Origin of the sequence: Pyxidicoccus sp. MSG2 (genome assembly GCF_026626705.1) — a bacterium.
In the GTDB taxonomy this organism is placed as follows: domain Bacteria; phylum Myxococcota; class Myxococcia; order Myxococcales; family Myxococcaceae; genus Myxococcus.
This window is the reverse complement of sequence record NZ_JAPNKC010000001.1, coordinates 3,356,841-3,377,979: the sequence shown is the minus strand read 5'-3', so window position 1 is coordinate 3,377,979 and position 21,139 is coordinate 3,356,841. Positions and strand designations below refer to the sequence as shown.

The following is a 21,139-nucleotide window of genomic DNA, read 5'->3' as shown; positions in this document are numbered from 1 at the left end:
GGACTGCATGTCTGCTTGGAGGGTTGGCCGGGTCGATCAGGACAGGGTGCCTGAAGCTCGGACCCGGGCCCGCGGAGTTCGGCCACTCCACTCCCAGTTGCGGCGTGTCCTCAGGCGAGGCTGAAGGCCCGCGCCACGGTCAGCACCTCGACCCGGACCGCGCCAGCTTCCCGCAGTGCCATGGCGGCGGCACGCGCGGTGGCGCCCGTGGTGAAGACGTCGTCCACCAGCAGCACCTCACGGCCCTTCGCGGCGGCGGACGCAGTGAAAGCGTCCGCCACGGCTCGGCGGGGAGAAGCTTCAAGTCCAACGCGGAGTGGGCGGGGCGGACGGTGTCGGGGATCCGCGGCGCGGGCGGCTGGGGCTCGGGATACGTGGGCGCCGCGGCCACGGGAGCGGGAGTCGCCGGCTCGGGCGCGTGGGCGCGGCGGAGGGCGACGAATGCGAGGAGGACGGGGAGGGGCCAGCGCATGCCGCGAGGCTCCTCCTCGTCACCCGGTGAGGACCCGCGTCGCGAGGCCGCGTTCAGGATGGATTCGGGCAGGGAGTCGCGTGGCAGAGACTGCTCGGTTGCTCCGCGCAGCACTGCGTCGCGCGGCATGCCGTACACCACGCGGGTGGCAGCATCCTGGGCGAACGTGGCGGCCCCGGCGCGGCGTATGTCCGCCAGCCCGTCCGCTCCGTCGTCGCCCATGCCCGTGAGCAACACGCCCACCGCGTCCGGCCCGGCCACCTGAGTAGGGCACCCAGGCAACCACCTCTCACTTCTGCACGTGCAGAAGTAGGCTGAGCCCGAGTTTGCACGCAAACTGGCGTAATCACACGTTGCCAGCATTGGCCCGGTGTCTGCTCTCCCGTGGTGCGTCGTAATCGCGCGGCGCAACAGAGAAAGCACCATGGAAGAACTCAACAAAACAACAACACGCCCTCGCATGATCTGACGCTGGATCATGTGCACGGCTGTCCTACCGGAAGCCTATGGGAACTGGATGTTGCCGAGGATGACCGGGCGCTTGCCGCCCGTGGCCCAGACGGTCAGCGTGTACGGCCCCGGGCTGGTGGTGTCCTCGGCTTCGGTCTCCACCACCACCTGGCCCTTTTCGCCTGACTGAAGCGGCGCAGACTGCCACACCCTCAGCACCCGGAGCGCGATTCCATCCCTCGCCTCCAAGGCCGCGCCCTCCGCCTGCCACGCCTCGGGTCCGCCAATGCCCTCCAACTTCACCGAGAGCGCGAAGCTCCTCGCGGCGCGGTAGGTGACCACCCCCGTGGCGCGCAGCGCGCTGCGCCGGTGAAGCACGAAGTCACGCGCCAGCGCGCGTACCTGGACACCTCTTGTCCCGTCCATGTGCCCGGTGACGAGCAGGCCGGTGAGGCCTTCCGGTTGCGCCTGTGCTGCCTGCAACCGTGCAACTTGCTCTTCCAGACGCCGCATCTTCGCGTCTTTCTCCTCCAGCTCCGCCTGGAGGTTGGCGGCAGAACGCGGGTGGCGAAATACTTCCACCTGCCGCTCGGCCAGCGTGGCGTGCACCACCAGGAGGAAGTCCGCGCTCATGGGGACCGCCCCGTCCTCGAAGTGAACGGTGAGCTTCAGTTCCTCCGCCTCGAGGTTGGAGGTGGGCAGCAGCGTGAGCGTGTCCTTGTCCAGCCGCACCCGCCCGAAGCGCTCATGCTCCTGTAGCTCCACGCGCGCCACGGCCGTGTCGAAGACCAGGATCGTCCCCACGCCAGGGCTGATGCGCACCTTCGGAGGCGGACCCGCGCGCTGCGGCTCCAGGGTGATGCGGCGCGTGCCTGGCGCCCACGGGTCACCTTCGGGCTGAGCGGTGGCATTGGTCACGACAAACAGGGCACACGTCAGCAGGACCGCGCCAAAGCGACTCAGCACGAGGGCATACCTCCACGGCATCACTCGAAGTGGTCCACCGCACTCAAGGCCACGGTGGAAATGATGCGCGCGGAGTCCACGGCGGTACTGCCCGGCTCGCGCCGCACACCCCGGACGCGCTCTTCAAAGTCACGCAGTTCCAGGCAGACGGGGAAGACGTCTCCCCTCTTCGTCCGGCCCTCGGTGAAGCGGCCGTAGACGCGCTCGCCCACGATGAGCCGCCCGCTCACCGTTCCATTCTCCAGGTGCCCCAGCTCGCCTACTTCAACGCGGACCCAGCCATCGCGCACGGTGACCACGTCCACTCCCTTGTCGGGGCTGCGCCCGGGCATGACTCCGTAACCCTCATCGCCCACGTCGATACCCAGCTTCTTCATGGCATCCACGGCCCCCACGGGGCACGGCTCGACGGGAGGTTTCTCACGAAACTGTGGCCCCCCGGGGCAGGCCAGGGCGGTGCAGGCGGCCGCGGCGGCGGCAACGCGCGCCAGGGAGCCGGAGAGGCGGGCCGGGCGGGGCTGCGCGGGAGTGGCGGGAGGAGGAGTAGCAGGCTGCTTCACGGGTGACTCATCTTTCTGCACGTGCGCCGCCGGCGGGGCGACGACCGCGGGAGTGGAGGCCGCCGACAAGGGTGCGGCTGCGGCCCGCTCAGCTTCTGGCCGCGCGGCGGACGGCGCCATTTCCCTACCGGAAGACAGGGATGGAGGCGCGTGTGCCCTCATCATCAGCGCCGCCCCCACGACGAGGCTGGCCACAAGGCCCATGAGGACAGCCCACTTGAAGCCGCTTCGCGCCCGCACGGGCGGCTCGGCGAAAGGAGTGGGCGGTGCCGCCGCGCCAGCCGCGGCGGGGACGGCCCCATCGGGCACGATTCGGTCAGGCAGCCGGCCCCGGCGTGGCACGCCTCCTCCTGCCTCACCCTCCAGCATCCATGCTTCCTCGCCGTCCTCCGGCACCTCGGGTGGTGCGGCGGGAGCGGAGGCCTTGCTCTCACAGAGCGGCACGTCCCAGGCGTCGTCCGCTCCGGCCAACTCCACCTCCAACGCCTCGGCCAGAGCGCCCGCGCTGGAGAAGCGTGCTTCCGGCTGTTTCTCCAGCAGCCGCATGCAGAGCGCGCCCAGCGTTGGGGGCACGCGTGGGTTCGCCTCGTGCGGAGCCGTGGGCGTCCTTGAGATGACGGCTTCCACCTCCGTCGCGGACGAGGGCGCGGCGAAGGGGTGCCTGTCCGTGAGCACCCAGTAGAGGAGGACACCCAGGGCATACAGATCGTCCGCCGCCGTGGAGACGTAGTGCGCGTCGGCGCCTTCCCCATGTGCCCGCCGGAAGGCCAGCGCCTCCGGGCTGCGGTATTGCGGCGTGCCGGGAGGCAGCACCTCCCGCGTCAGGCGCGGCGCCCCCGGGTACGAGCCCACGCCGAAGTCCACCAGCACCGCCTGTCCGGTGGCGTCGCGCACCACCACATTGCTCTCCTTCACGTCCCGGTGCAGCACGCCGCTGTCGTGGGCCGCCGCGAGTCCACGCGCCAGGTCCAGCACGAGACGCCCCGCGCGGCGTGCGCTGGGGTTCTCCTCCGCCACCCAGTCGTTCAGCGTCCGCCCTTCCACCAACTCCATGGCGATGTAGAACCACCGAGGCGCCCTGTCGGGCCAGAGCCCGCAGGCATGGAAGCGGACCACGTTGGGGTGGCCCAGCCGCGTGAGGATGGTCACCTCGCGTTGCGCCCACCCACCCAGCGCGGAGAGCGACTGCAACTTGAGCGCGAAGGCGTGGCCCCCGCGCCGCGCGCGGAAGACGGCGCCGCAGCCGCCCCGGCCCAGCAGCCCCTCCACCGAGAAGCCACCCACATCCGTGCCAGGCTCCACGTCCGCGAAGAGGGGGTCTCTCATGGGCCCGCTTCCCGGCGGCCGGCGCCGCCCTTGCCTTCCTCATGAATACCGGCGCCGCCAAGGCGCATCAGGACTTCCTCCAGGAGTGGGTGGGCGGTAGCAAGCCCAGGAGCGCGGCTGCGCACGACCCCAGGCAGCCACACCACGGGGCGGCAGTGGGCGGCGCTATCAAGCGGGAAGTCTATCACGCGCTATACCTCCCTGATATAGCTCGCGCCCCGGGAAAAGAATGCCCGGCGGATGAAGTCACGCGGGTGGCAGTGCGCTACCTTTACTCGCACGCATGGACGAACAACTGGGAATGACGGTGGGCAAGGCGATGCGCGAAGCGAGGGCGCGTCTGGGACTGACACAGGCGGAGGTCGCCGCCATGGTGGACATGCACCCCATGGTCTACAGCCGGGTGGAGCGCGGGAAGATGGTGCCCAGCACGGGCATGCTGCGCCGCCTGAGCATGGCCCTGCGCACCCCCACGGACGAACTGCTGGGACTGGCCCGGCCCGACAAGGAGGCCCGGCGCGACGCGCAGAAGGAGCCGCCGCTGCTGCGCCGGCTGGTGACCCTGGCGCGCGAGCTGGACGAGGAGAAGCTGGATGCGCTCGTCGTCATGGCCCGCGCGCTGTCACGCTAGCCGTCGCCCCAAGGGTTTCTGGAGCGCCGCGCGCGTGGCGGCCCGCTATGTCCGGCGCTTCCTGCCTCCCGCGGAAACGTCCAGTTCATGTGACTCCAGCCCCGCGGGGAACAGGCGCTCATCCCCCAGGTCCACTTCGTCCCGCGCGGCGCTGGCCTCGCTGATGAGCTGCGCAAGTTCCGCCGCCGCTTCCTGGCGTCCGTAGGGGCCGGTCTGCCATTCGCGCGCGAGACATGCGCGCAACGCGTCCCGCATCTGTCCGGCCGTGGCGTAACGGCCAGCGGGCTCGCGTCGCAGGACACGTTGGAGCACGGCCTGGAAGTCCTGGGGCAGACCGGCCACCGCCCGGACAACCGCGTCCGGCTTGCAGGCCTCCATGAGCGCGAGAAGCCGGGTCAGTGGCAGCGAGGGTTGCTCTTCCACAGCCACCTTCGCCAGCGCGCCTTCCGGTGCTTCGGCAATCTCCTCCATGGCTTCCTGGAAGAGGTTGCGCCCCGTGGCCAGTTCCAGCAACACCAGCCCCAGCGAGAAGAGGTCGGCGGCGGGCGTCAGTCTCCGCAGGCTCAGATACTCCGGTGAGGAATATGCGACGTCCCCTTTGCGGAGGGCCCCTTGCGTGACTTCGCGCCCCACCAGACGTGAGTAGGCGACCCCGAAGTGCGTCAGCTTCACGGCCCCGTTCCTGCTGATGCTGACGTTGCGAGGGCTGACGTCCCGGTGCACCAGCCCCAGCGGCCGGCCCGCGTCGTCGGTGAGCTGGTGGGCATGGTGAAGCGCGTCGGCAATCTCCGCGCCGACGTGCAGCGCGAAGGGAATGGAGACAGGCCGGTGCCGCATCGCCATGAGGCTCAGGACACCATCCAGGGTAGGTCCGTCGACGTACTCCATGATGACGTACGGCTTGCGCTCCCGGACCTTGAAGAGATGCACCTGGGCAATGGCCGGGTGATTGAGCCGGTAGGCCAGTTGCACCTCTTCCACCAGTCGTTGCCGCCGCTCGAAGGTGGAAGGGCTGCGCACCCGCCGGATGACGACGGGGCCCGCCAGCCCGTGCTTCTCGTGACGCTCGGCCAGCATCAGCACCTCGCCATCATCCCGCTGCTCCAGGACCCGGACGAAGTCGTAGCGCGTGTCATCCACATGGAAGAGCGTATGGCGCCCGCCCGGCGCTCCGAGGGCATCCTCCTCTTCGGTGATGAAGGTGGGAACCGGGTGCGGCGCGGCCACGGGCGTCACAGGGGTTTTCATGGAGACTCCGGAAGCAGGGGCAGTTATACTTTTGGAGTCTAGTCACAGCTAATCCTCCCTGGTACGCAATTGCGGCCTCGCGGCAGCGGATACCTGGCTGCGCAAGGTCCTCAGGAGGGATTCGGCGGCCTCCCACGCCTGACCCGGCAGCCTCGCGTCCCATCCAGACGGACCGGCACCTGGAGTCCGGCCACTTCACCTGCCTCAGGGCGGCTCAGGCCAGGCTGAAGGCCCGCGCCACGGTCAGCACCTCGACCCTGACGGCGCCGGCTTCCTGAAGTGCCGTAGCGGCGGCGCGTGCGGTGGCGCCGGTGGTGAAGACGTCGTCCACCAGCAGCACCTCGCGGCCCTTCGCGGCGGCGGACGCAGTGAAGGCGTCCGCCACGTTGTGCGCGCGCTCCGCTTCACTCAGTCCCACCTGCCGCTGTGTCTCGCGGGTGCGCGTGAGCCAGCCCACCGGAGCCTCGCGGCCCGTGGCTTTCGCCAGCGTCCCCGCGAGGAGCTGTGCCTGGTCGTACTTGCGCGAGTGATAGCGGCGCGTGTGCAGCGGCAGGGCCACCACGTGCTCCGGTGCCCGGCCCAGGAACGCCCGGGCCTCACCCGCCAGCAACTCTCCCAGCGGCGCGGCCAGCTCCGGGTGGTCTTCATACTTGAACCGGTGGATGGCCCGCGCCACGGGCCCCTCATGCGCGAACGGCGCCCACCCCCGGGAGAACGGAGGCGGCGCCGCGCGGCACCGGGGACAGGCTCCACCGGGAAATGTCCCGGGCTCCGCGCAGGTGCGGCAGCACGCGGGGGGCAGCCGCTCCAGCGCGGTGTCACACGGCTCGCAGAAGAACGCCCCCGGGCCCGGCAGCACCTTCGCGCAGGCGATGCACGAAGGCGGGTAGAGCAAATCCAGCAGCGCCTTCAGCACCGGCACGGCCCCTCGGTGCTCAAGGGAACAGCCCCATCCGGTTCATCTCCTTCGACTGCGGCAGCCCCATCACCTTGCACAGCGTGGGGGCGATGTCCGCGAGGATGCCGGGGCGCAGCTTCTGTCCCCGGAAGTCCGGGTGGATGAGGTGGAAGGGCACCGGGTTGAGCGTGTGCGCGGTGTGCGGCTCGCCCGTCACCGGGTCCACCATCTGCTCGCAGTTGCCGTGGTCGGCGGAGATGGCCATCACCCAGCCGTTGCGCTCGCACGCCTTGCCCAGCACGCCCAGGCACTCGTCCACCACGCGCACCGCCTGCATCGTCGCGTCCAGCCGGCCGCTGTGCCCCACCATGTCCGGGTTGGCGAAGTTCACCAGCGCGAAGTCGTACGTCCCCGAGTCGAGCCGCCGCACCAGCTCCGCCGTCAGCTCGCGCGCGGACATCTCCGGCTTCAAGTCGTAGGTCTTCACGTCGCGCGGGCTGGGCACCATGTGCCGGTCCTCGCCCGGGTACACGACTTCGCGGCCGCCGTTGAAGAAGAACGTCACGTGCGCGTACTTCTCCGTCTCCGCCGTGCGCAACTGGCGCAGGCCCTTCTGCGACAGCAGCTCCGGGAAGATGTCCTGCGGCTGGTCCGGCGCGAAGGCCACCGGCAAATCGAACGTCTCGTCGTACTGGGTCATGCACACGTAGCGCCCCAGCCGCAGCCCGCCCCGGTCGAACTCCTTGAAGTCCGGGTACGCGAGCGCCTTCGTCAGCTCCCGCGCCCGGTCCGCGCGGAAGTTGAAGAAGACCACCGTGTCGCCGTCCTGGATGCGGCCCACCGGCGTGCCGTCGCCGCTGGCCAGCACCGTGGGCTTCACGAACTCGTCCGTCACCTTCTCCGCGTAGGACGCACGGATGGCGCTCAGCGCGTCCGGCGCCCTGGGGCCGCGGCCGTACACCAGCGCCTCGTAGGCCAGGTGCACCCGGTCCCACCGCTTGTCGCGGTCCATGGCGTAGTAGCGCCCGCTCACCGTGGCGATGCGGCCCGCGTGTGTCTCGTGGAGGAAGCGCTCCAATTCCTCCACGTAGCCCAGCGCGCTCTGCGGCGGCGTGTCGCGCCCGTCCAGGAAGGCGTGCACGTAGACGTGGGGGACGCCCCGCTCGCGCGCGGCACGCAGGAGCGCATACAGGTGCTCCATGGACGAGTGCACGCCCCCCGGAGACACCAGCCCGAGCAGGTGCAGCGCCTTGCCGTCGGCCTTCACGCCGTCCATGGCCGCGCGCAGCACGGGGTTCTGTCCCAGCTCACCGGACTCGGCCGCGCGGTTGATGCGCACCAGGTCCTGGTAGACGATGCGGCCGGCGCCGATGTTGGTGTGGCCCACCTCCGAGTTGCCCATCTGCCCCTCGGGCAGGCCCACGGCCAGTCCTGCCGTCTGCAGCTCGGTGAAGGGGTAGGGGCTCGCCAGCTTGTCGAGGTGGGGCGTGCCGGCCAGGAGGATGGCGTTCGCATCTCGCTCCTGGCGGATGCCCCAGCCGTCCAGGATGCAGAGCAGGACCTTGTGCGCGGGAGTCATGCCCGAACCCTAACCATGGGGGCGGCGGGCGGAGAGGACAAAAAGCGCCAGCCCCTCAACCTGGCGGCCAGGAAGCCGTCACTCCCCCCGGGCGCGCGTCTTGTACGTCAGCACCGGGGCCAGCGTGGCCACCACCCGCACCAGGCCCGCCTCCACCAGGTCCGTCACCACCCGGTCGATGGTCTTGTACGCTTGCGGCGCCTCCTCGAAGAGCAGGTCCTTGTTCTCACACACCACGTGGCTCTTGAAGGAGGTCCGCGTGAGGGACTCGGCGGTGAAGCGCTCCTTGATGCGCTCGCGGGCGGCGGTGCGCGTCCACTTGCGGCCGGCGCCGTGCGCCAGGCTGTGCGCGCTGACCGTCCCGTCTCCCACCGGCGCCACCAGGTAGCTCAGCGCGCCGCGACTGCCGGGAATCACCACCGGGCCCTCGTCCGACGGCGCCGCGCCCTTGCGGTGCAGCCACTGCGTGCGCCCTTCCACCTTCAGCGGGGTGACGCTGTTGTGGCAGACATCCAACACCCGCCGGCCCAGGGCTCCGATGCCGTCCAGCACCCGCCTTGCCACCAGCGCCCGGTTGGCCCGGGCCCACTCCACCGCGTGGTCATGCCGCGTCAGATACGCCCGCGCCTCCGCCGAGTCATCCACCAGCCCACCCGCCGCGTGCCGGTCCACGTGGGAGCGAAGAATCGCCTCACCCAGGCCGCGCGAGCCCGAGTGCACCAGCAGGAGCAGCCGGTCCGCCGCCAGCCCCAGCGCCGCGAAGGCCTCCGCGTCGTGCACCGCGTCCACCCGCTGTACCTCCGCGAAGTGGTTGCCGCCGCCCACCGTGCCCAGCGCCGCCTCGAAGCCGGTGGCCTTCACCCCATGCTCCGAGAGAAAGCCGTCCACGTCCCCGCTCCACGGCCCCTCCAAATCCAGCTTCGCCGCCCACCGCTCCGCCTTCGCCTTGCGCGCCAGCAGGTCCACGTCGAAGAGCCCCATGCCACAGCCGATGTCGTTGCCGACGAGGTAGGGATAGAGGAAGCCCTCGGAGGTGAAGGCGGCGCCCACCGGTGCGCCCTTGCCGGGGTGCAGGTCCGGAAGCCCCACCGCCAGGCGCATGCCGGGCAGCCGCGCCATGGCTTCGAGTTGTCGCACCGCCTCGCCCTCCACCCACGACTGGGGCGAGGCGATGACGCGGACGTGCGCCGGGGGCGCGGAGGAAGGGGTGGCGGAGGAGGCGGCGGTGCTCATGCCCCCGCAGACGCCACGCCTGGCGGCGCCCTGACGGGGCAGGCCCGGACAGGCTCGGAGTTCCCGGGCCTGCCCGGCCGCCTACTTGTGGTAGGGCTCGCCCTTGAGGATGGTGAAGGCGCGGTAGAGCTGCTCGATGAGCACCACCCGCGCCAGCCGGTGCGGCAGCGTCATCTTCGACAGGGACAGCGTGAGGTTCGCCGCGTCACGCACCCGCGTATCCAGCCCCTCGTCGCCGCCGATGATGAAGAGCAGATCCTTGGCGCCCGTCTGCGCCTTGGCCACGTAGCGGCTCAGCTCCACCGAGTCGAGCAGCGAGCCGCGCTCGTCCAGCGCAATCAGCCAGTCCTGCGGCTTGCGCTTCGCGAGAATCGCGTCGGCCTCCGCCGCCTTCGCCTCGCCCGGCTTGAGCTTCTTGCCGCTGGCCTCGGGCAGCTCCACCAGCTCGAAGCGGGTGTAGTGCCCCAGGCGTTTGGCGTACTCCTGGACCGCGGGCTCATACAGGCCCGAGCGGTCCTTGCCGATGGAGAGGAGCCTGACTTTCAGGCCACCTTCTCCCGCGCCGCGTCGGCCCAGAGGCCCTCGAGGTCATAGTGCGCGCGCAGGTCCGAGAGGAACAGGTGCGCCACCACCTCGCCGTAGTCCAGCAGCACCCACTGGCCCGTCTCCAGGCCCTCGGTGCCGATGGGACGGTGGCCGCCCTCGTCGGGCGTCTTGAGCTGCACCTGGACGTTGTCCGCCATGGCGCTCACCTGGCGGTCGCTCTCGCCGGAGGCGATGACGAAGTAGTCCGCGTAGGACGTCATGCCCCGCACGTCGAGGATGACGACGTCCAGTGCCTTCTTGTCCACGAGGAGCTGGCCGATGCGCTGGGCCAGCGCCTTCGCCTGGGGGTTCTCCGCGGGGCCCGCCTTCTGCTGCGGGGCGGGTGGCAGCCTCGCCTTCTTGGCGCGCAGAGGGGCCCGGCCCGCCGTCTTCTTGCGCGCGGGGGCCTTCTTGCCCGCAGGCCCCCTGCCCGCGGGAGCCTTGCCCGCCGTCTTCTTCTTCGCCGGTGTCCTGCCGGCGCTCTTTTTCGCGCTCGTCTTCTTCTTTGTGGCCATGTGCCGCGCACCCTACCGCACCCTTGGCAAGGGGACAGCGGTCCTCTATCTCCTGTTGTCCATGAGCGACGCCCGGCTGGAGCAGTTCAAGAAGATGGTGGCCAACTTCCCAGACTCCCCCATGAGCCACTTCTCCCTGGGGAAGCTGTACCTGGAGCGTCGGGAATACGCCGAGGCGGCCCGGGCCCTGGAGTCCGCCGTCCGGCTGGACCCGGGGTACGCCGCCGCCCTCGTGGCCCTGGGCGACGCCTGGGCCGGGGCCGGGGAGACGGAGAAGGCCCGGGAGGTGCTCGGCCGGGCGAAGGCGCACGCCCTGTCCCAGGGACACCCCGGCCTCGCCGAGGAAATCGACGAGCGCATCGCCGACCTGGGCTGAAGTCACCCCGTCAGTCGCGCCAGGTGAAGCCCATGCCGAAGACCTGGCGCGTGTAGGTGAGCCCGTTGCGGGGCAGCCGCGTGCTCCACAGGCCCCAGGACACCTCCGCGTCCACCTTCTCCGTCACGGGGCGGGCCAGCTTCAGGGAGACGGAGTTCTGCCCCTCGTCCTCTTCCACGAGGATGATTTCGGGGGAGAGGAAGATGCCGTCCGGGTAGGTGCTGAAGCCCAGCGAGCCCTGGGCCAGCAGCGTCATCCGCCAGGGCAGGCGCAGTCCGGCGTTGCCCGTGACGCGGTGCCGCAGCACCGTCTCCCCGAAGCTGTTGGAGGAGGACTCCTGGTAGGCGTACGTCAGGCCCAGCGCCACGGGGCCCCGGTAGTTGTAGGAGGCGCCAGCGGTGAGGGCGCCGTCCTCGCGCCGGCCCGGGGAGGCCACCGTCGTTCCGGGCCGCGGCCGCGCCTGGGTGCCGTAGCCCCGTGAGCCCCAGTCTCCGAAGAGGGACACGCTGTGCCGGCGGTCGAAGCGGTAGCGGCCCAGCACGCCCACCTCCGGGCCGCCGAAGTTGGCGGTGGCGTCCGGCCGGTACACGAAGCGCCGGGCCCCCGCGCGCAGGCGCAGCGCCAGGCGCACGTCGGGGGCGTACTCGACGAAGGCGCTCGTCCCCAAATCGGAGTACGCCCGCGAGCCACCGCGCCGGTCCTTCGCGTGGCCCTCCAGGCCGACGCCGAACTCGGCGCCCAGCGCGAGCGAGCCCTCCAGGGCACCGGCCTGCACCAGCGTGTCCTCGTCCGTGAAGCCCAGGTACTTGCGCACGCCCAACTCGTAGCGGCCCACCAGTTGCGAGCGCTCGAAGGTGCCGCGCCCCTCCGCGGAGCCGAGCAGGCTGAAGGCCCCGTCCAGGCCGTTGTTGGCCGCGGTGGCGGCGTCGGAGAAGTCGCGGGACGCGTTGGTGTCCACCATCATCCGGCTGGTGGCCTTCAGCGCGCCCTCCCACTCGGCCGCGGGCGCGGGGCCGGCGGCGAGCACGCAGAGGGCAAGCAGGAGGTGTGGGCGGGAGCGGGCCACGACGCGCGCACCATAACCGGCCCGGAGCCTGCACGCCCCACTCGCGGGAGGGCGCGCCCGTCCGGCAGGTCGGCCTCGACGGTGACGGCCCCCCCGGCGGCCCGATACACTTGATACATGCGCCTTCTGTCCCTCCTGGCGGCGGCGGGCCTCGGGCTCGCCGCCTGTGCCCCCTCTTCCTTCACCACCGAGCTGAAGGGCGAGTCCACCGTGCCCGCGGGGCCTCCCGGCGCCACCACCGACCTCAACGCCTTCCCCAGCATCAGCAGCTTCGCGGGGCTGGACTTCGACAAGAACCAGGACTTCAAGAACCAGGATGTCCAGAAGAGCGACGTGACGTCCGCGAAGGTGACGTCCCTGACGCTCAAGCTCTTGAGTCCCAATGACCAGGACTTCACCTTCCTGGACTCGGTGGAGTTCTTCGCGCGGGCAGGAGACCGCGAGGAGCGCATCGCCCGGCGTCAGGACATCTCCCGGCTGAACCTCCGGCCGCCCAACCCCGTCCTCTCGCTGGACGTGGACGACACGGAATTGCAGCCCTTCGTGTCCGCGCCCACCATGAGCATCATCGTCCGAGGCCGCGGGCGCATGCCGGAGCGCGAGGTGCGCCTGCAGGCGGTGGTGACGCTCGAGGTGGAGGGCGGGCTGCTGTAGCCCCAGGGCCGCCTCAGCGCTTCTCCAGCTCCTGGGCGCGGTGCTCCAGCGTGGAGGCGCGGCCGTCCAGCTCGCGGGCCAGGGACTCCAGCTTCGCGGCCTCGGCCTCCAGGGCGGCCAGGTCCACCGGCCCGCCCGAGGCCAGCGCCTGGGCGCGTACCGACTCCACCTGCGGCCGGCGGTCGCTCGCGCGCGCCGAGGCGTTGGTGGGCGAGATGGGGCCGGGGCCGCTGACGTCATCGGGCGTGCTGATTTCCGGAGGCGGTGCCGGGTTTCCGCCGGGGGCGCCCGCCGAGTCCTCCTGGAAGGAGGGGCTGCCGCCCCGACTCCCCCCACTGCGGTCCACCTGCACGCGGTCGCCGGACAGGCGCACGCGGAGCCGGCGGTCCTGCTCGTCGAACATCGACTCCTCGCCGAGGAAGTCGTTCATGCGCCGGTCCAGGTCGCGCTCCTCGCGCACCTCGGTGATGCGCCCGCGCAGGGCCTTGAGCCGCTCGCGCACCTTGTCCTCGGTGTCGCGCAGCGTGTCCGCCTGCTCCAGCAGGTCCTCGGGGTCATCCCCGCTGGAGGTCGCCGCGTCCAGCGCCGGCACCCGCGAGGCCGGCAGCGCCGCGCGCACGGCCTCGCGCTCGGCGCGCGCGGTGCGCATGGCCTCCAGCAGCTTCGCCCGCTGGCCCCGCTCCGTCGTCGCGTCCCAGGCCGCGCGCAGCCGCGAGAGCTCCTCGGACAGCGCGGTGTGCAGCGCCAGGTGCGCGCGCTCCGACTCGCCCTCCGCCGCCGCCACCGACTGCGCCAGCCCGGTGAGCGAGCCGCTCAGCTCCTGCGAGCGCCGCAGCGCCGCCTCCAGCTCCGTCCCCGCGGTCAGCCGCCCCTGGCGCGCCGACTTCAGCGCCTCGATTCGCGCCGCCAGCCCGTTGAGCTCCTCGCGCAGCGACTGCTGCTGGCCGCGCAGCGAGCGCACCTCCGTGCGCGCCGTCTGCGCCCGCCCGCGCACCGCCTCCAGCCCGGACGCGCCCCATGCGGGCACGCCAAGCAGCAGGCACAGCAGGAGGGCGGAGAGGCGGGGGTTCATCGACGGGGCTTCCTGAGCAAGGCGGATGCCAGTCCGGCCCTGTACTCCGGTACGACCCCGGTGGGAAAAGCCGGGCGATTCCAGGGGCTTGGAGCCGCCGGGAGGGAGTGGGAGGGGGTGGGACGGCGGTGGAAAGTCATGGTGGCGCGTCGGGGTGTCACGGATTTTCGAGGCTCAAGCCTCCTCGGGGGGCGTGCCTTTCGGGAGGAAGCCGTACTTCTCCAGCTTGTAATACAGCGCGGACGTCTTGATGCCGAGCAGGCGCGCGGTCTCCGTCTTCACGCGGCCGGCCTTCTCGTAGGCGCGGGCGATGAGCTGCCGCTCCAGGTCCTCGAGGATGTCGGGGAGGGGCCGGTCACCATGGGGCACGGGCAGGCCCGCGTCCATGCGCGGCGTGCCGCCGGTGAGGTGCGAGGGCAGGTCCACATCGGTGAGCACCTCTCCCTCGGCGAAGACGAGCGCCTGCTCGATGACGTTCTCCAATTCGCGCACGTTGCCGGGCCACGCGTGGCGGGCGAGCGCGCGCAGGGCGCCGTCGTCCAGTCCGGTGATGCGGCGATTCACGCGGGCGGAGTGCTTGGCCACGAAGTGGCGGGCGAGTACGGCGATGTCCTCGGGCCGCTCGCGCAGGGGCGGCAGCATCAGCGGGACGATGTGCAGGCGGTAGTAGAGGTCCTCGCGGAAGCGGCCCGCCTTCACCTCGGCCTGCAAATCCCGGTGGGTGGCGCTCACCACGCGCACGTCCACCTTGAGCGTCTCCTCGCCGCCCACGCGCTGGATTTCCTTTTCTTGAAGCACGCGCAGCAGCTTCGTCTGCACGGAGGCGGGAATCTCGCCAATCTCGTCGAGGAAGAGGGTGCCGCCGTCGGCCAGCTCGAAGCGGCCCAGCTTGCGCTTCACCGCGCCGGTGAAGGCGCCGCGCTCGTGGCCGAACAACTCGCTCTCCAGCAGCGTCTCCGCGAGCGCCGCGCAGTGCACGACGACGAAGGGCCCGTCCTTGCGCGGGGACAGCTGGTGGACCATGCGGGCGACCAGCTCCTTGCCGGTGCCGCTCTCGCCGCGCACCAGCACGGTGGCCTCGCTCGCCGCCACCTTGCGCACCTGGGCGACGAGCCGATGCATGGGCTCGCTGTCGCCCACGAGGCTGCCGTGGGTGAGGGCCGCGTCCGCGTCGTGCGCGGCGGTGCGCGCGGTGAGCTTCTCCACCTGCCGGCGCGTGGTGGACAACTCCAGGCCCTTGTCCACCTTGGCGCGCAGCACCTCGGGCGGGAAGGGCTTGGTGATGAAGTCGTAGGCGCCCTCCTGCATGGCGCGCACGGCGGTCTCGATGGTGCCGAAGGCCGTCACCACCATGACGACGGCGGCCGGGTCCAACGCCTTGAGCGCCTTCGTCACCTCGATGCCGTCCATGCCGTCCATCTTCAGGTCGGTGACGACGAGGTCGAAGGGCGTCTTGCGCCAGGCGGCCAGGCCGTCCGCGCCGCTGCGCACCGCGGAGACGGAGTGCCCGGCGCGGGTGAGGGTGACGGCCATGCCCTCGCGCAGGGTGTCGTGGTCATCGATGACGAGGATGCGCGCCATGGCGTTGCTCGAATTCTCCATGCACTGCGGGGACCGGCCGCCCCGGGTGCGCCTGCATGAGAACACACCCGGGCGGCACCCTACACCGGCTCGTGCCGCCTGCACGCCTGCCGTGCGAAGGCACTGGCGCGTGCCGTCGCGGGACGGTACGTGGATGGACATGGATTCCCCGGTCCCCACGTCCCTGCAGACCCTGCTCGCGCGTCACGTTGCCACGGACGACAAGGAGCGCGACGACCTGGAGCGCATGCGCCACTTCGCCGCCACGCTGGAGCAGCCCTTCTCCCGCTCGCAGGCCACCGCCCACTTCACCGGCAGCGCGGTGGTGGTGGACCCGGAAGGCGCGCGCGTGGTGATGCTGCACCACGGGAAGCTGAAGCGCTGGTTGCAGCCGGGCGGGCATGCGGATGCGGCGGATGGCGGGGACATGACGGCCACGGCGCTGCGGGAGGCACGAGAGGAGACGGGCTGCCGTGTCCACGTGCACCCCGCCGCTCCCCAGCCGCTGGACGTGGACATCCACACGATTCCGGCGCGCCGCGACGAGCCGGAGCATCACCACCTGGACGTGCGCTACCTCCTGGTGGCGGAGAACCCGGAGGCGCTGGTGCACGACCCGGCCGAGTCCACCGGGGTGCAGTGGCTCACCTGGGATGAGGCGCTGGCGCGAGCGGATGAGGCACCGCTGCGGCGGATGCTGGAGAAGGCGCGGCGCGTGGTGGCTCCGGCCTCTCGTTAGGGCGGAGTCGTGGCTGCGGTGTGGACGGGAAGGCTTGCGCGGGCCCGGGTGCCATATCGACCTGGCCGTGCTCCGCCTCATGGCCGTCCAGAGGCGCCAACGCGATGGGGACCTACGTCGTCGGTGCCGGCTCGCGCGTGAAGCGCTGGAGCGTCCCGTCGAGATACCGCGCGCGGCAGGCGGACCGCTGGAGCTTGCCGCTGGACGTCTTCGGCAGCGCGCCCGGGCGGACGAGCACCACGCGCGGTGGGAAGCCGAAGTGCTCCTGCGCGGACCGCTGCACGGTAGCCTCCAGAGCCACCAGGTCCGCACCCGCCTCCGGAGTGACGGCGAGGACGACCTCCTCCGTGCCCTCGGAGCCCCGCACGCTGAAGGCCACCACCGCGCCACCTCGCACCCCCTCCAGCGCGCCCACCACGCGCTCCACGTCGGCCGGGGCATGCTTGCGTCCGCCCACGACGAGCAGGTCCTTGAGCCGGTCGACGATGAACAGCTCGCCCTCCGCGAGGTAGCCCAGGTCCCCGGTGCGCAGCTCCGCGCGCGGCGCTCCACCCTCGCGCAGCTCGCGGAAGTAGCCGGGCGTCACGGACGGGCCGGACACGGCCACCTCACCCAGGTGCCGCTCGGGAAGCTCGCGTCCGTCCTCTGTCGAGAGGATGCGCACCCGGTGCCCTGGCACGGGCTGGCCCACGCTGATGATGGTGGTGCTGTCGGTGCTTCCGCTCACCACGGCGCGCGCCTCACCCCGGGCCGTGAGCGCCTCGCGCTCCACGGTGTCACAGCGCAGGGGGGCCTCCGGTGGCGCGAAGGAGACGGCCAGGGTCGCCTCGGCCAGTCCGTAGGCGGGGCGGAAGCTGGTGGCGCGGAAGCCCGCGGGCTCGAAGCGGCGGATGAAGGCCTCGGCCGTGCGCGGGTCGATGGGCTCCGCTCCGTCGAAGGCGAGCCGCCAGGAGGACAGGTCGAGTTCGCGCAGCGCGCTCTCGGGGATGCGGTGCGCGAGCAGGTGATAGGCGAAGTTGGGCGCGGGGCTGAACGTGGCGCGGAAGCGGTGGATGGCCCGCAGCCACGAGTCCGGGCGGTAGACGAAGCTCTTCAGCGGCGCGACATAGGCGGGGATGCCCAGGTACACGCCCAGCAGCAGCCCGGCGACGAGCCCCATGTCGTGGAACACGGGCAGCCACGAGTAGACGGCGTCGCGCCCGTCCATCCGCCCACCCTCGATGATGGCGCGCAGATTGGCGACGAGGTTGTCGTGCCGCACCACCACGCCCTTTGGCTCTCCGGTGCTGCCGGACGTGTACTGCAGGAAGGCGAGGCCCTCCGGGCGGCAGCCCCAGTCGAGGGCGCGCTCCAGGAGTACGGACTCACCGTCGAGCTCCGCCACCTCCACGACGCCGAGCGTCCCATCCTCCAGCGCGCCGGCCACGGCCTGCCGGGCGCGCGCGTCGTCCACCACGAGGGCGCGCGGCTTCGCGTCACGGGCCACGGAGCGGAGGCGGGACTGGTACGACTGCATCTGCAAGTCCGCCATCGACGGAAGCGGGGCGGGGATGGCGCCGAGCACCTGCGTGGCGACGAGGAAGGAGAAGAACGCGTCCGCCCGGGATACGCACAGCAGCACGGTGTCTCCCGGCTGCACGCCCGCGCGAACGAGCAACGCGGCGGCTTGATGAACTCCGTTCGCGAGCGCCGCGTAGGTGAACGGGCGCGCCTGGGGTTCGCGTCCGACGAAGCTGACTGCTTGGAGCACGGGCTGGTCGGGCGTCAGGGCCACTCGCCGCGCGAAGGCTTCGGGGAAGGTCAGTGCTGGGTCGGGCAGCCAGGCCGTGGTCGTGGACCCGGTCTCCGCGCGCGGACTGGCCGGGCCATAGGCCCGCGCTGCGTTCACGGTACCTTCAGGACTGGACTCAGCCGGGACAGGGGCCGAGTCGTGAATCCGCTTCGTGTCCTCCGGCGGGACCGTCAAGGCGGGCTTGGCCGACATGCAGACCTCCGTGGGTGGATTCGTCCGGGTCAGCGGTCGAGTCGTGAATCAGCGTCGTGTCCTCCGACGGGGCGGTGAGGACGGGCTCACTCAAAGCGAAGTGGCATCCGGCACTCCGCTCCTCCCGGCGGGCGGAGGCCTCGCGGAATGAACGTTCCTTCCGCGGCTGCCGGCCGCCGGAGGGCACAGCCGCGCCCCCCCGGGCGGAGGCCTCGCGGAATGAACGTTCCTTCCGCGGCTGCCGGCCGCCGGAGGGCACCGCTGCCCCCAGCGGGCGGAGGCCTCGCGGAATGAACGTTCCTTCCACGGCTGTCGGTCGCCGGAGGGCACCGCTGCCCCCTGTGGGCGGACGACTTGCGGAATGAACGTTCCTTCCACGGCTGCCGGCCGCCGGAGGGCACCGCTGCGCCCCTCCGGGCGGGTGACTCGCGGAATGAACGTTCCTTCCACGGCTGCCGGCCGCCGGGGGGATGCCTCACTCCGTGCAGGCAGTCCCCGCGTACCGAATCAGCCGACATGCAGGCCTCCGTCGATGGGGATGGCCGCGCCCGTCAGGTAGGGCGTCTTGCACGTGGCGAGGAACTCGATGACCTCCGCCACCTCGTCCGGCTGCGCGAAGCGGCGCAGGGGGACGCGAGGCATGACGAACTGCTGCAGTGTGGCGCGCATCGGCGCGGCCATCGGCGTGTCGACGTAGCCTGGAAGTACGGCGTTCACGGAGATGCCGTGCGGTGCCAGCTCGCGCGCGTGCGACTGCGTGAGCGCCACCATCCCCGCTTTCGACGCCGCATACGGCCCCGCGAGCGCGGCCCCGGTGAGCCCGGCGATGGAGCTCACGTGGACGATGCGCCCGCCGGTGCGCGCCATGATGACGCCGAAGTGCGTGGTGGTGTGGAGCGTGCCGGTGAGGTTGATGCGCAGCACTCGCTCCACGGCCTCCGCGTCGTCCTTGAGCGCGGAGACCTGCTGGAAGACGCCCGCGCAGGTGACGAGCACGTCCACGCGGTGGTGGGCCGCGTCGACGCTCGCGGCCACGCGGCGCACGGACTCCACGTCCGCCACGTCCATCACCTCGCAGCTCAGGCGGGGCTGGTCCACGCTGACCTCCGCCAGCTCGCGAAGGGACTCCGCCGCGTGGTCGGTCGCCACGACGTGCAGCCCGGCGCGCAGCAGCCGCCGCACCACTGCTCGTCCGATGCCACCCGCCGCCCCCGTGATGACGGCGACGCGTGGCTCAGACATGCAGGGCCCGTGGGGAGGACGGGGCCTCGGAGGCTTGCGGTTCGGACACGGGCTGCGCGGAGGGAGTGGCCTGCCTGGTGGCCGCCAGGGCCACGGCCGGGGCGGCGGGGCGCGCGGCCGGCTTCGCCTGCGGATAGAAGTCGCGCCCCGTGGACACGAACGCTTCCAGCGCCAGCATGGGGCCCCGAGGGAGCAGGGCCCTCACCACATCCGACGTCAGCAGGCGCGAGGCCCGCTCCCGCGTGAGGTAGCGGCAGAGGCTCCCGAACCCGAGCGGGAAGTCGATGAGCTCACGCGCCAGCACGTCCACCACGGTGGGGTGCCCCAGCGTGCGCTCAGCGAGCGCGCGGGTGACGAAGCCCAGCAGCGAGATGAACACCGCGTCCGCGAGCGGCGCGGAGCCATGGGCCCCCTGAGCCTCGGCGGTGGCGAGTTCCTCCAGCGCCCGCTCGACGGCCCCGAGCTCCACCGGTCCCGGCAGGTGCGGCGCCAGCGCCATCGCCAGGGCGGTGCGCGGTAGGGTCCGGATGAGCTCCGCCGGAGAGCGCACGAAGCCGATGGTGCGCACCGTGGCCAGGGCCTCGCGCGCCTCGCCGCCTCCGAGCACGTGCGCCACCAGCGGCCCCAGGTACGCGCCCAGCAGGGCATGGAGCACCGGCTCCCCCGTCGCGTGCGACAGCACCGGGTGGAACCCGGCCCGGTGGAGCAGGGCGAAGACGCCGCGCGCCGTTTCCAGCGGCTGGTCCTTCCCCGCGCGCACCTCCACCACCGGCAGCCCCGCCTCCAGCAGCGGCGCGTACAGCACCAGGTCCGAAGCTCCCAGCAGTGCGCCTTCCACCAGGTCCACCGCCAGGGACACCGTGCCCTCCGGCAGCGGCCCATGCTCGGGGGCATGGCGCGCGACGTGCATCGCCGGAGCGCCAGGAGGAGGCGTCCTCGGAGCCACCTCCACCGACAGGCCGCGCACGCGCCGGGTGCGCAGCTCCTCCGCGAACGCCGCGAGCCGCGCGTCCTCGGTGTCGATGACCCAGTGGGTGAGTGGCGGCAATTCGTGCTCGCGCAGGCTGTGGTGCTGCGCGAGCCGCCGCACGAAGAAGATGGAGAGCGCGGCCTTCGCGATGGGGTTCACCACCGCGCGCCCGCAGGCCTCCACCTCCCGCTGGTAGTCCGCCGCGTCCGCCCGGGCCCGCCGCGAGGCGTGCAGCATCAGGTCGAAGCACTCCGTGTACACGGGCTGGTAGCTCTGAGGCAGGTTCGAGATGCGGGCGCGCGTGTGCGCCTCGAAGTCGGCCGGCGCGGGCGTGCGGGCCGGCGCGTCCACCTGCCAGCGCTTGGGCGCGCCGCACTCCAGCAGCGCGTCCACGAAGCGAGTCACGCTGCCGTCGAAGTCCGCGTCATCGAAGCAGGCATCCACCAGCCCCCGGCGCATCGCCTCCGGAGCGGACCAGCGCTGGCCCCACAGGAGCGCATCCGTGGCGCTCTCCAATCCGATGAGCTGGGGCAAGTCCTGCGTGCTGCCGAACGCCGGGATGAACAGGTACTCGGCAATCTCCGTCATGTAGAAGTGCGTCTCGTACGTGTGCGCCGCGACCCGGTAGTCGCAGTGCAGCGAGAACTCCACCCCACAGCCGTAGCAGTTGCCACGGATGGCGGCGATGGTGGGCGCGGGGAACTCGCGCACCGCGCGGTAGGCCCGCGTCACCGTCTCCGTCATCCGGGGGATGTCCTCGGGCGCCTGGGCGGTGCCCGCCATCATCAGCCCCACGCCATTGACGAAGCTGCCCGGCTTGGCGCTGCGGAAGACGAGCGCGCGCACCCGCTCGCGGTCCACGCCCTCCAGCAGCTCCAGCAACTGCACCGCCGCCTCGTGGCTGAAGATGTTGAAGTCACAGCCCGGGGTGTCCAGCGTCAGCACCAGGACATCACCCGCCCACTGCATCCCGAAGAGCTTCGTGGACATGG

The 21,139-nt window shown here is 71.5% G+C and carries 19 protein-coding genes and 1 pseudogene; 4 read left to right on the top strand and 16 right to left on the bottom strand.

The features are described 5' to 3' along the window. Positions 1 to 110: 110 nt before the first annotated feature. The 4 genes and pseudogenes from OV427_RS12700 to OV427_RS12685 all read right to left on the bottom strand — a co-directional run bounded on the left by OV427_RS12700 (position 111) and on the right by OV427_RS12685 (position 3,774). Positions 111 to 281 carry a phosphoribosyltransferase family protein gene (locus tag OV427_RS12700; protein ID WP_267856348.1) on the bottom strand — a complete coding sequence of 57 codons (171 nt, stop codon included), beginning with the start codon at positions 279 to 281 and terminating at the stop codon, positions 111 to 113. Positions 282 to 589: 308 nt separating this feature from the next. After that, positions 590 to 694 (bottom strand): annotated as a pseudogene (locus OV427_RS50780) (chemotaxis protein CheB); the annotation flags it as partial. Between the two features lie 282 nt (positions 695 to 976). Further along, the gene (locus OV427_RS12690) at positions 977 to 1,888 is read right to left on the bottom strand and encodes a DUF2381 family protein (protein ID WP_267856347.1); all 912 of its coding nucleotides are present in this window, start codon (positions 1,886 to 1,888) and stop codon (positions 977 to 979) included. 20 nt (positions 1,889 to 1,908) lie between these two features. Further along, the gene (locus OV427_RS12685) at positions 1,909 to 3,774 is read right to left on the bottom strand and encodes a serine/threonine-protein kinase (protein WP_267856346.1); all 1,866 of its coding nucleotides are present in this window, start codon (positions 3,772 to 3,774) and stop codon (positions 1,909 to 1,911) included. Between the two features lie 283 nt (positions 3,775 to 4,057). Between OV427_RS12685 and OV427_RS12680 the strand changes: the two genes are divergently transcribed. Continuing rightward, entirely contained in the window at positions 4,058 to 4,405 is a 348-nt protein-coding gene (locus OV427_RS12680) for a helix-turn-helix domain-containing protein (protein WP_267856345.1), read from the top strand. 45 nt (positions 4,406 to 4,450) lie between these two features. Here the strand turns inward: OV427_RS12680 and OV427_RS12675 are convergent, their stop codons facing one another. From OV427_RS12675 to rsfS, 6 genes are all read right to left on the bottom strand, one after another. Continuing rightward, positions 4,451 to 5,653 (bottom strand): serine/threonine-protein kinase, encoded by a 1,203-nt coding sequence (locus tag OV427_RS12675; protein WP_267856344.1) that lies wholly within the window; start codon positions 5,651 to 5,653, stop codon positions 4,451 to 4,453. Between the two features lie 214 nt (positions 5,654 to 5,867). Beyond that, on the bottom strand, positions 5,868 to 6,569 hold the full coding sequence (locus tag OV427_RS12670) for a ComF family protein (RefSeq protein WP_267863419.1): 702 nt from the start codon (positions 6,567 to 6,569) through the stop codon (positions 5,868 to 5,870). Positions 6,570 to 6,588: 19 nt separating this feature from the next. Continuing rightward, positions 6,589 to 8,130 (bottom strand): 2,3-bisphosphoglycerate-independent phosphoglycerate mutase, encoded by a 1,542-nt coding sequence (gene gpmI / locus OV427_RS12665; RefSeq protein ID WP_267856343.1) that lies wholly within the window; start codon positions 8,128 to 8,130, stop codon positions 6,589 to 6,591. A gap of 78 nt (positions 8,131 to 8,208) precedes the next feature. Then, positions 8,209 to 9,363 carry an RNA ligase RtcB family protein gene (locus tag OV427_RS12660; RefSeq protein WP_267856342.1) on the bottom strand — a complete coding sequence of 385 codons (1,155 nt, stop codon included), beginning with the start codon at positions 9,361 to 9,363 and terminating at the stop codon, positions 8,209 to 8,211. Between the two features lie 81 nt (positions 9,364 to 9,444). Continuing rightward, positions 9,445 to 9,909, bottom strand: a complete 465-nt coding sequence (locus OV427_RS12655; RefSeq protein WP_267863418.1) for a 23S rRNA (pseudouridine(1915)-N(3))-methyltransferase RlmH — start codon at positions 9,907 to 9,909, stop codon at positions 9,445 to 9,447. After that, positions 9,906 to 10,463, bottom strand: coding sequence for a ribosome silencing factor (rsfS, locus tag OV427_RS12650; protein WP_267856341.1), 558 nt, complete (start codon positions 10,461 to 10,463; stop codon positions 9,906 to 9,908). Before rsfS ends, OV427_RS12655 begins: the two co-directional genes overlap by 4 nt. Here rsfS and OV427_RS12645 point away from each other — a divergent pair. Then, a complete protein-coding gene (locus tag OV427_RS12645) occupies positions 10,462 to 10,839 on the top strand; it encodes a tetratricopeptide repeat protein (protein ID WP_267856340.1) in 378 nt (125 codons plus the stop codon). The two genes, rsfS and OV427_RS12645, sit on opposite strands and share 2 nt — an antisense overlap. A 10-nt stretch (positions 10,840 to 10,849) precedes the next feature. Here OV427_RS12645 and OV427_RS12640 read toward each other — a convergent pair whose 3' ends face one another. Next, positions 10,850 to 11,905, bottom strand: coding sequence for a hypothetical protein (locus OV427_RS12640; RefSeq protein ID WP_267856339.1), 1,056 nt, complete (start codon positions 11,903 to 11,905; stop codon positions 10,850 to 10,852). Between the two features lie 117 nt (positions 11,906 to 12,022). Here OV427_RS12640 and OV427_RS12635 point away from each other — a divergent pair, with 117 nt between their 5' ends. Further along, complete coding sequence (locus OV427_RS12635) at positions 12,023 to 12,559, top strand: hypothetical protein (RefSeq protein WP_267856338.1); 537 nt, start codon at positions 12,023 to 12,025, stop codon at positions 12,557 to 12,559. A gap of 13 nt (positions 12,560 to 12,572) precedes the next feature. On the opposite strand, the gene OV427_RS12630 is transcribed toward OV427_RS12635, so the two are convergent. Beyond that, on the bottom strand, positions 12,573 to 13,631 hold the full coding sequence (locus OV427_RS12630) for a TetR family transcriptional regulator (protein WP_267856337.1): 1,059 nt from the start codon (positions 13,629 to 13,631) through the stop codon (positions 12,573 to 12,575). Between the two features lie 174 nt (positions 13,632 to 13,805). Further along, a complete protein-coding gene (locus OV427_RS12625; protein ID WP_267856336.1) occupies positions 13,806 to 15,212 on the bottom strand; it encodes a sigma-54-dependent transcriptional regulator in 1,407 nt (468 codons plus the stop codon). 160 nt (positions 15,213 to 15,372) lie between these two features. Here OV427_RS12625 and OV427_RS12620 point away from each other — a divergent pair, with 160 nt between their 5' ends. Beyond that, positions 15,373 to 15,951 (top strand): NUDIX hydrolase, encoded by a 579-nt coding sequence (locus tag OV427_RS12620; RefSeq protein ID WP_267856335.1) that lies wholly within the window; start codon positions 15,373 to 15,375, stop codon positions 15,949 to 15,951. Between the two features lie 112 nt (positions 15,952 to 16,063). Here the strand turns inward: OV427_RS12620 and OV427_RS12615 are convergent, their stop codons facing one another. From OV427_RS12615 to OV427_RS12605, 3 genes are all read right to left on the bottom strand, one after another. Further along, positions 16,064 to 17,839 carry a fatty acyl-AMP ligase gene (locus tag OV427_RS12615; protein ID WP_267856334.1) on the bottom strand — a complete coding sequence of 592 codons (1,776 nt, stop codon included), beginning with the start codon at positions 17,837 to 17,839 and terminating at the stop codon, positions 16,064 to 16,066. A 603-nt stretch (positions 17,840 to 18,442) separates the two neighbouring features. Beyond that, on the bottom strand, positions 18,443 to 19,177 hold the full coding sequence (locus OV427_RS12610; protein ID WP_267856333.1) for an SDR family NAD(P)-dependent oxidoreductase: 735 nt from the start codon (positions 19,175 to 19,177) through the stop codon (positions 18,443 to 18,445). Then, the gene (locus OV427_RS12605) at positions 19,170 to 21,137 is read right to left on the bottom strand and encodes an enoyl-CoA hydratase/isomerase family protein (RefSeq protein ID WP_267856332.1); all 1,968 of its coding nucleotides are present in this window, start codon (positions 21,135 to 21,137) and stop codon (positions 19,170 to 19,172) included. Before OV427_RS12605 ends, OV427_RS12610 begins: the two co-directional genes overlap by 8 nt. Positions 21,138 to 21,139 lie beyond the last annotated feature (2 nt).